We start from the raw sequence: 8,850 nt of genomic DNA, 5'->3' as shown, positions 1-8,850 counted from the left end.
GGCGCGCCGTCAGCCGGCGCGGCGGCCGTGCGGGCGCGCCAGCCGGACCGCCTGGGCGATGCCGACGTGGACGATGACCGCCAGGCCGACGTAGATGGCGGTGGTGCGCAGGTACGGCAGCAGCCAGTCGGTGTAGTTCTTCCACCAGCCGGCCAGGCTCGGCTCGGCGACGCTGTCGCTGAACCAGTAGAAGCCGCCCTGGCTGAACAACTGGCAGGCCACCACCGCGCCGATCAGGCTGGCGACCAGCAGGGCGAGCGCCTTGCCGTCGGCCTTGCGGTACTGGCGGCGCACCAGGCTGCCGCCCATCCACAGCGCGAAGTAGGCCGGCACCAGGAACCAGTAGCCCGGCGACATGCAGTAATGGGCGAAGAAATCCATGCCCTGGCGGGTGATCGCCACGTAGTCCACCAGCACCGCCAGCGCCATCAGCGCGGGGAACGCCCACCTGCCCCAGCCGCGCAGGTAGAAGCCGGCGATGAAGAACACCGCCCACGACGCGTCCGGCACCGGCGCGAAGTGGTACAGCAGGTGGCTGCGGGTGGCGATCATCAGCGCAGCGAGCAGGGCCAGGATCACGGCCTTCTGGGTTTGGGTGTTCATGCGGTGCGGTTCCCGGGACTCAAGCCGCCATTCTAGCCGAGCCGGCGGCCCCGGCCCAACGCGACGATGGGCCAAGGGCGCGCAGGCCGGAGCCGGTATCATGGCGCGATGACGACACGGCACGATGTGGTGATTGTGGGCGGCGGACTGGTCGGCGCGAGCCTGGCCATCGCGCTGGAGCGGACCGGGCTGGACGTGGCGATGGTCGAGGCCACGCCGGCGGCGGCGATGCCGGCGGTGTTCGACCAGCGCAACCTCAGCTTCGCCGCCGCCACCGTCAACGCGCTGACCGCGCTGGGGGTGATGCAGAAGCTGCGTGCGCCGGCCGGCGCCATCCAGCGCATCCACGTCAGCCGGCAGGGCGATTTCGGCCGGGTCCGGCTGGAGGCGGCCGACTACGGCCGCGACAGCTTCGGCCAGGTGGTGGTGGCGCGCGACTTCGGCGAGGCGCTGGAGGCGCGGCTGGCCGAACTGCCGCGGCTGGCGCGCTACCGCCCGGCGCGCTTCGTCGCGCTGGGCGAGGAAACCGAGGGTGTGCGCGAGCTTCGCATCGACACGGAGGCGGGTGGGCAATCGTTGCATGCGCGGCTGGTGATCGCCGCCGACGGCACCGCCAGCGCGGTGCGCGCGGCGCTGGGCATCGATACCGACGAGCACGACTACGCGCAGACCCTGTTCGTGGCCCGCGTGCGCGCCGAGCGCGCGCCCGACGGCACCGCCTACGAGCGCCTGACCGCGCACGGACCGACCGCGCTGCTGCCGCGCGGCGATCGCCATTACGGCGTGGTGCATGGCGTGGGCACGGGCGAGACCGAGGCGGTGGCCGCGCTGGACGAGGCCGGCTGGCTGGCGCGCGTGCAGGCCGCGTTCGGCTGGCGGGTCGGGCGGCTGCTGGCTTCCGGCGAGCGCAGCGCCTATCCGATCCGGCGGGTGGTCGCGCAGCGGCTGCAGGCGCCGCGCGCGCTGCTGCTGGGCAACGCCGCGCAGACCATCCACCCGATCGGCGCGCAGGGCTTCAACCTCGGCCTGCGCGACGCGCTGACCCTGGCCGAACTGCTGCAGGGCGAGGCCGATCCCGGCGCCGCCGCGCTGCTGGACGAATACGCCGCGCGCCGCGCGGAGGATCGCAGCCGCACCCTGGCCTTCTCCGACGGACTGGCGCGGCTGACCTGCAGCGACGCGCCGCTGGCCGGCGCGCTGCGCAGCCTCGGCATGCTGGTCGCCGGCAACACTGCGCCGGTGCAGTCCTGGCTGGTCGGCGGGGCGATGGGCTTCCGCGGGCAGGTGCCGGCGCTGTGCCGGGAGGCCGGGCGATGAGCCGGCGCGGCAGGCTCGATGCAGTGGTGGTCGGCGCCGGCGTGGTCGGCGCGGCGGGCGCGCTGGCGCTGGCGAAGCAGGGGCTGGAGGTGGCGCTGGTCGAGGCGCGCGAGCCGGCGGCCTGGTCGCAGGACGATCCCGACCTGCGCGTGTTCGCCTTCGCCGCCGACAACGCGCGGTTGCTGGACGAACTGGGCGTGTGGGACGGCATCGCCGCCGCGCGCGCGCAGCCGTATCGGCGCATGCGCGTGTGGGACGCGGCCGGCGGCGGCGAGCTGGCGTTCGACGCCGATCGGCTGGGCCAGCCGCAACTGGGCTGGATCGTCGAGAACAGGCTGCTGGTCGAACGGTTGTGGCAGGCGCTGCCGCAGGCCGGCGTGCGCGTGCTGTGCCCGGCGCGCGTGCAGACGCTGGAGCAGGACGCAAGCGGCGTGCGGCTGCGGCTGGAGGATGGTGGCCGGCTGGAGGCACGAGTGGCGATCGCCGCCGACGGCGCCGAGTCGGCCCTGCGCGCGCTGGCCGGGGTGGACGTGGATCGCCACGACTACGGCCAGCGCGGCGTGGTCGCCTATATCCGGACCGATGCGCCGCACGAGGACACCGCGTGGCAGCGCTTCCTGCCGACTGGTCCGCTGGCGGTGCTGCCGTTCGCGCAGGGGCTGGCCTCGATCGTGTGGACGCTGCCGGACGCGGAGGCGCAGCGGGTGCTGGCGCTGCCGTCCGACGACTTCGGCCGCGAGCTGTCGCGCGCCTTCGGCGGGTGGCTGGGCGAAATGCGGCTGGCCTCGGAGCGCGCTGCATTCCCGCTGCGCCGGCAACTGGCGGCGGCCGAGGTCAGCGGGCGGGTGCTGCTGCTCGGCGACGCCGCCCACGTCGTGCATCCGCTGGCCGGGCAGGGCGTCAACCTGGGCCTGCGCGACGTCGCCGCGCTGCGCGCGATGGTGGCCGACGCGCAGGCGCGCCGTACCGACTGGGACAGCGCGCACCGCCTGCGCCGCTGGGCGCGCGGACGCCGCAGCGAGAACGCGGTCGCCGCCCATGCCTTCGACGGCATCAACCGGCTGTTCTCCAACGACGAGATGCACCTGACCCTGCTGCGCGGCCCGTTGCTGGGCCTGGCCGGGCGGGTGCCAGGCATCGCCGCGGCGCTGTGGCGCAGGGCGGCGGGGGCATAGAGCGTTTTGCCCGTCATTCCGAGCGTGGATATTTGAACGACGTGCCGTCGATGCTCTGGATATTGAACGGCGCGTCATCGATGCGTTTGTAGAGCCGAGCTTGCTCGGCTCTGCCGGCTCCGGAGCCTAGAGCAGCGGAGCAAGCTCCGCTCTACATCCATCCGGAAGGGGGGATGACGGGGCCTACGGCAGGAACGGAAACGCCAGCTTCAGCAGCGCCTTCAGCGCGCCCTCGGCGGTGCCGGCCACGGCCCTGGCGCCGAGGCTGTTGAGCGCGTTGCGCACGTCCTGCCAGCGGAGTTTGGACACGTCCTTCCTGAGCAGCTCCGCCACTTCCTCCGATGCCGGCGCCATCTGCTGCAATGCGCGGGTGACCGCTTCCGGGTCCGGACGCAGGTAGCCCCAGCGCTCGGCCATCGCCAGCAGCGCGTCGAAGCGCACCGCCATCACCTCGCGGTTGCGCTCGTAGACCGGCAGCGCGCCCACGTCCAGCAGCGCCTGCTCGAACTGCTGCGCGTCGTCCGGGTGCTCGATGCGGATGGCGAGGAAGCCGTCCTTGCGGCTGCGCTCGCTGACGTGCTTGGCGCCGGCGCGCAGGTTGGCCTCGGTCAGCACGGTGGCGACGATGCGCTGCAGCGCGGCGTCGCGTTCCTCCGGCACCAGCGCGCGCCAGCGCGCGTAGCCGTCGCGGCGCAGCGCCTTGACCTTGGCCGGCGTCACCCGCAGCTTGCCGGCGACGGTGAAGTTGGACTCGCTGCGCTCGATGGCGCCGTCGCGCTCGAGCAGCACGAAGATCAGCAGTTCCAGGTCGCGCTTGGTCAGCGACTGGAAGCCCTGCAGCAGGGTCAGGCGCAGGAACTCGCTGCCGAACGCGGCCGGATCCTTGAGGGGGAGGGTATTCATGATGCTCCTTCGCTGGAGGACCAGTGTGCCCTGGCCGGATTGCACGGCCTGAGACTACCCGATCCCGCCGTCGCGCCACGTGCCCGCGGCCACCGGATCGCGTAGGGTGATCGCACGACTGGAGGAAGAACGCGGATGAAGACTTGGCTGGCGGTGGCGTTGATGGCGGGCGGGTTGGGCATGGCGACGATGGCGCAGGCGGACGGGCAGGCGCTAGCGGTGGAACCGGACTACCTGGCGCCGCCAGCGTCGCTGGCGCCCGGGCGCGTGCAGGCCATGCAGCAGCGCCTGCTGGACTGGCCCGGCCTGGCCCGTTACCGCGAGGACAACGCACGGCTGCCGCCCCGCGAACCGGGGCGCGTGGTTTTCTACGGCGATTCCATCACCGACGGCTGGGGTCGCATACCGGGCACGACGTTCTTCCCCGGCCTGCCTTACGTGAACCGCGGCATCTCCGGCCAGACCACCGCGCAGATGCTGGTGCGCTTCCGCCAGGACGTCATCGCATTGCATCCCGAGGTGGTGGTCATCCTCGCCGGCACCAATGACATCGCCGGCAACACCGGGCCGGCCACGCTCGAGATGATCGGGGACAACCTGCGCTCGATGACGCAGCTGGCGCAGGCCAACGGCATCCGCGTGGTGCTGGCGTCGGTGCTGCCGGCCAGCGCATACCCGTGGCGCCCGGGCCATCAGCCGGCCACGAAGATCCGCGCGCTGAACGCATGGATCGCGCAATACGCGCGCGAATCCGGCGCGGTGTACCTGGACTACCACGGTGCCCTGGCGAACGCCGAGGGCGGACTGGATGAGAAATGGGCGGCGGACGGCGTGCATCCCACGCCGGCGGGTTATGCGGTGATGGCGCCGCTGGCCCGGCAGGCCATCGATCTGGCGCTGGAAGCGGAATAGGAATACCGGCGCGTCAGCGGCCGGCCTCGCGCCCCGGCGTGTCCACCCGGAACGCCTCGATCGCGCCGCGATCCTGCAAGGTGACGTAGACGGTGCGGCCGTCCGCGCCGCCGAAGGCGACATTGGTCGGCTTGCGGCCCTTCAGCGGTATTTCCCGAAGCAGCACGCCATCGGGCGACACGACCGCCACCCCACCGGCATCGTAGCGGGCGATGTAGAGGTTGCCCGCCGCGTCGGTGCGCATGCCGTCCAGGCCGTGATCGTCGAAGCGGATCAGCAGCCGCTTGCCGGCGACGCCGCCATCGGGCGACAGGTCGTATCGCCAGACGTTGCGCTGCACGCTCTCGTTGACGTACAGGGTCCTGCCGTCCGGCGAGACCTCCACGCCGTTGGTCGTGCCCATGCCGGTCTCCAGCAGGTGCGCGCGGCCGTCGCGGTCGATGCGCCACAACTGCCCGTCGCCGTGGCTCCAGCGCGGATCGCTGGCGTACAGCGTGCCGTCCGGGGCGATGGCCAGGTCGTTGGGCTGGTGCATGCGCGGCTCGTGCGCGAACACCGCCACCGCGCGCGTGCGCGGATCGATGCGCAGCACGTTGTGGCCGCGGTAGTCGGCCACGTACATCAGGCCCTGCCGATCGAAGCGGATGCCGTTGCCGGTGCTGCCCTCGGGCAGTTCGACGAACAGCGCGGCATCGCCGCTGCCGTCCGCCTGCGCGACGACGCGGCCGATGGTGCCCTCGCGGGCGAAGTTGGCCGCGTACAGCGCGCCGTCCGGCCCGACCGCCGGCCCCTCGATGCCTTCGGTGAACACGCCGTCGCCGACGTAATCGCGCGCCAGCCAGAGCGGTTCCGTCTCCGCCACGGGAGCGGGCGAGATCGCCGCGTGCCGGCAGGCCGCGAGCGCGCACAGCAGCGCGACGATGGCGACGGGCATCAGGCGACGCTGCATCCGGTCATTCCTGCGGAAACGGACGGCGAGTATAGCCAGCGCTTTCCGCCTTCGATGCGGGAGTTGCGCAGGTTGTACCGGACATGTTCGGGAGAACGCCATGACGGCAGCCGCGGGTCATCCGTGAGTCACGGCGTGTCCCGGCAAGCGCGCATCATGGTCGCGGAATGGCCGCTACTGCGGTCGTCGCGATTGCGACTCAGCTTGCGCGGATCCGGGCGACCATTTGCTTCAGCGCGTCCCCGGCGCGGCCTGCGCCTGGATTTCTCGGATCAAGGCATCGAGCCCGGGACGCGTGTCGATGCCCAGCGGAGGCAGGCCCGCGCGTGCACGGGCCAGTTGCATGTCCCGGATGATCTGGTGCGCCATCAATGTGGCGTACATCCGTTGCTGAGGGGTGAGTTCGATCATCCCCTGCATCGCCCCGGCCGGCCAGTTGCCGCGCAGTTCCGATGCCTTCAAGTAGGCGGCTGCGCGAACCGGGTCGGGCGATCCGCCGCCCTGGTAGCTGCGGGAGAGCGCCTCGAGCGCGTAGATGGAGCCCATCCGGGCGGATTCGGACAGGAATTCCAACGCCTCCTGGCGCCGTTCTGGCTCAAGAAGCGCGAGCTGCTCCGCATCGAGAATGGTGGAGGGATCCAGCGCACGAGATCGATCCAGTCGAACGCCGATTCCGCGCTGCGATGCTGCTTGCTGCGCCGCCTCGTTCGAGGGATAGCCATTGCGACGCAACCATGCCAGCTCGGCGTCCGTCCTTGCCCCTGACAGCGGATCGCCGATGCGCGGCGATGAATCCCGCGGGCTTGAAGCCCGCATTGCGGCGGTTTGTACCGGGTCGATTGCATCGTGTCGTCTTGCCGTGTCTTCCGCATTCATCGCGGTCATTTCCACGGGTGATGACGGCGGGGCCTTGCCTGCTTCGTTTCTGGAAAGGAAAAGCAATGCCGCCGCGGCGGCGAGCAGGACGACAAATCCCAGTACGGGCTTCCCTGGTCTCACGCCATGCTCCTGTTTTCCCCGGATGGGCCGCCGGAAAATTCAAGCCTGCCGGCAGGCGCAAGTCAACGCTCCATGCAGCGAACGGATTGGCGAGGCACCCATGAAGCCAATCATCGCGGCGTCGCGAACACCGTGATCTCCTCGCGGTCGTGGTAGAGCTGGCGCGCGCGCACGGTCAGCGGCTTGCCCGCCTGCGCGGCGAACAGGTCCAGGCACAGCCGGGTCTCGTCCCAGCGCTTCTTCATCGGCAGCTTGAGGTTGAAGATCGCGTGCCGGCACCAGCCTTCGCGGATCCAGGTGGCCATGCGCTCGGCCACGCGGCGCGGCTGTTCGACCATGTCGCAGACCATCCAGTCCAGCGGCTGGGTCGGCTTCCAGTGGAAGCCGTCGGCTCGCAGGTGCTCGACCAGGTCACTGTCGAGCACGTGCTGGCGCAGCGGGCCGTTGTCGATCGCGCTCACGCGCAGGTGGTGGCGGATCAGCACCCAGGTCCAGCCGCCGGGCGCGGCGCCGAGATCGGCGGCGGTCATGCCGGCGCGCAGCAGGCGTGCGCGCTCGTCCTCGTCGAGCAGCGACAGCAGCGCCTCCTCCAGCTTCAGCGCCGACCGCGACGGTGCGTCCGGCAGCAGCTTCAGCCGCGGGATGCCGAGCGGCCACGGCGCGCCGTCGCGCGGGTCGGCGCTGGAGGCGAAGGCGTGATCGCCGCGCACGAAGGTCACGTGCAGGCGCGGCAGGCGCGCGTCGGCGGCGGCGGTCAGCACGCCGGCCTTGCGCAGCGCCGGCCGCAGCGCGTTGCCGAAGCTGCGCGCCAGCCCGGCCAGCGGCTTGCCTTCGTCCGAATCGGGATGCTCGATCCACATCTCGCCGAAGCGGCCGGCGCCTTCGAGCGCGGCCAGCAGCGGGGTGATGCGATCGCGCGGGTCCAGCCCGCGCAGTTCGGCCAGCAGGCGCAGCTTCTGCCGCGCGAAGATCAGATCGCGCCACGGCAGCGCGCGCTGCATCGCCGCGCCGTCCTCGCCCAGCAGCAGCGCGTAGCCGTCGTTGCGGTTGGCGCGCGCATAGGCGGCGATGCCGGCCTGCGCGGCGCGCTCGGTCAGTTCGGCGGCCAGTTCCGGCTCGAAGCCCTGGCGGCAATAGCACAGCAGCCCGTTCATGGCCGTCATCGCGGCGAAGCGGCCCCTTCCCCCGCTTGCGGGGGAAGGCCGGGATGGGGGCGGGACGAAGCCGCGAAAGCGGGTGTCCGATGCGGATTGCGATGGGCGAACCGTGCCGTCGCGCGGGCGTCCAGCGGATGGGCAAGGACGAGGGCGCCGGCCGGCCCCCACCCCAACCCTCCCCCGCAGGCGGGGGAGGAGGCGGTCATGGTCTTAATAGCGATCGCCACCGGATTCCCCATAAGCGCGCAGCACCTCGCGCGCGGCGTCGCGTTGCAGATCGCGCACGACCTCGATGCCGCGCCGGTTCAGCTCGCCGATCCAGTCGGCCGGCAGCGGGCCTTCGTCGAACTCGGTCAGTTCCATCACGTCCTCGGCGCGCGCGCCGATCAGCAGGCGGTCGATGCCGGCCCACACGGTGGCGCCGTAGCACTGGCAGCAGGGCTGCGACGAGCTGGCCAGCGTGATCGGGGCCATCCGCTCGTTCAACCGCGGGGTCTGCAGGCGCTGCTGGGCCAGCATGTAGGCCATGTTCTCCGCGTGCGCCAGCGAGCACGCATGCGGCATCACCCGGTTGACGCCGACGGCGATGACGCGGTGATCCGGGCCGAACACCACCGCGCCGAACGGCCCGCCGCTGGCGGCGTCGACGTTGCGGCGCGACAGATCGATCGCCAGCGCGACCTTGGCCGCGTCGTCGTCGAAGGTCGCGGCGGTGTCGACGGCCTCGTGCACCCAGGCCGGCAGGGTGAGGTGGACCTGCGCGTACAGCATTCGGTTCGTTCCTTGCGATGTTGCCTACGCCCGCATGATGCGGGCGGAAGAAGGGAAGGAGGCG

9 protein-coding genes are annotated in these 8,850 nt (G+C 71.6%); 3 read left to right on the top strand and 6 right to left on the bottom strand.

The features are described from left to right. Positions 1–9: 9 nt before the first annotated feature. Positions 10–603 carry a hypothetical protein gene (locus AAG688_RS13450; RefSeq protein ID WP_411832744.1) on the bottom strand — a complete coding sequence of 198 codons (594 nt, stop codon included), beginning with the start codon at positions 601–603 and terminating at the stop codon, positions 10–12. A gap of 108 nt (positions 604–711) precedes the next feature. On the opposite strand from AAG688_RS13450, the gene ubiH reads away from it, so the two are divergent. Together ubiH and AAG688_RS13440 are read left to right on the top strand one after the other, a co-directional pair. Continuing rightward, entirely contained in the window at positions 712–1,920 is a 1,209-nt protein-coding gene (gene ubiH / locus AAG688_RS13445) for a 2-octaprenyl-6-methoxyphenyl hydroxylase (protein WP_411832743.1), read from the top strand. Further along, on the top strand, positions 1,917–3,095 hold the full coding sequence (locus AAG688_RS13440) for a UbiH/UbiF family hydroxylase (protein ID WP_411832742.1): 1,179 nt from the start codon (positions 1,917–1,919) through the stop codon (positions 3,093–3,095). Before ubiH ends, AAG688_RS13440 begins: the two co-directional genes overlap by 4 nt. A gap of 183 nt (positions 3,096–3,278) precedes the next feature. Here the strand turns inward: AAG688_RS13440 and AAG688_RS13435 are convergent, their stop codons facing one another. Further along, a complete protein-coding gene (locus tag AAG688_RS13435; protein ID WP_411832741.1) occupies positions 3,279–3,998 on the bottom strand; it encodes a hypothetical protein in 720 nt (239 codons plus the stop codon). Positions 3,999–4,133: 135 nt separating this feature from the next. On the opposite strand from AAG688_RS13435, the gene AAG688_RS13430 reads away from it, so the two are divergent. Next, complete coding sequence (locus AAG688_RS13430) at positions 4,134–4,910, top strand: SGNH/GDSL hydrolase family protein (RefSeq protein ID WP_411832740.1); 777 nt, start codon at positions 4,134–4,136, stop codon at positions 4,908–4,910. Positions 4,911–4,923: 13 nt separating this feature from the next. Here AAG688_RS13430 and AAG688_RS13425 read toward each other — a convergent pair whose 3' ends face one another. The 4 genes from AAG688_RS13425 to AAG688_RS13410 all read right to left on the bottom strand — a co-directional run bounded on the left by AAG688_RS13425 (position 4,924) and on the right by AAG688_RS13410 (position 8,786). Further along, positions 4,924–5,859, bottom strand: coding sequence for an SMP-30/gluconolactonase/LRE family protein (locus tag AAG688_RS13425; RefSeq protein WP_411832739.1), 936 nt, complete (start codon positions 5,857–5,859; stop codon positions 4,924–4,926). 231 nt (positions 5,860–6,090) lie between these two features. Next, positions 6,091–6,858 carry a hypothetical protein gene (locus tag AAG688_RS13420; protein WP_411832737.1) on the bottom strand — a complete coding sequence of 256 codons (768 nt, stop codon included), beginning with the start codon at positions 6,856–6,858 and terminating at the stop codon, positions 6,091–6,093. A 110-nt stretch (positions 6,859–6,968) separates the two neighbouring features. Further along, positions 6,969–8,012 carry a 23S rRNA (cytidine(2498)-2'-O)-methyltransferase RlmM gene (gene rlmM, locus AAG688_RS13415; protein ID WP_411835012.1) on the bottom strand — a complete coding sequence of 348 codons (1,044 nt, stop codon included), beginning with the start codon at positions 8,010–8,012 and terminating at the stop codon, positions 6,969–6,971. 213 nt (positions 8,013–8,225) lie between these two features. Beyond that, positions 8,226–8,786, bottom strand: a complete 561-nt coding sequence (locus tag AAG688_RS13410) for a nucleoside deaminase (RefSeq protein ID WP_411832736.1) — start codon at positions 8,784–8,786, stop codon at positions 8,226–8,228. Positions 8,787–8,850: the final 64 nt, after the last annotated feature.

Source organism: Pseudoxanthomonas mexicana, from assembly GCF_046736355.1.
GTDB lineage: Bacteria > Pseudomonadota > Gammaproteobacteria > Xanthomonadales > Xanthomonadaceae > Pseudoxanthomonas_A > Pseudoxanthomonas_A mexicana_B.
The sequence above is the reverse complement of the archived record's forward strand: the minus strand, read 5'-3'. Positions and strand labels throughout refer to the sequence as shown.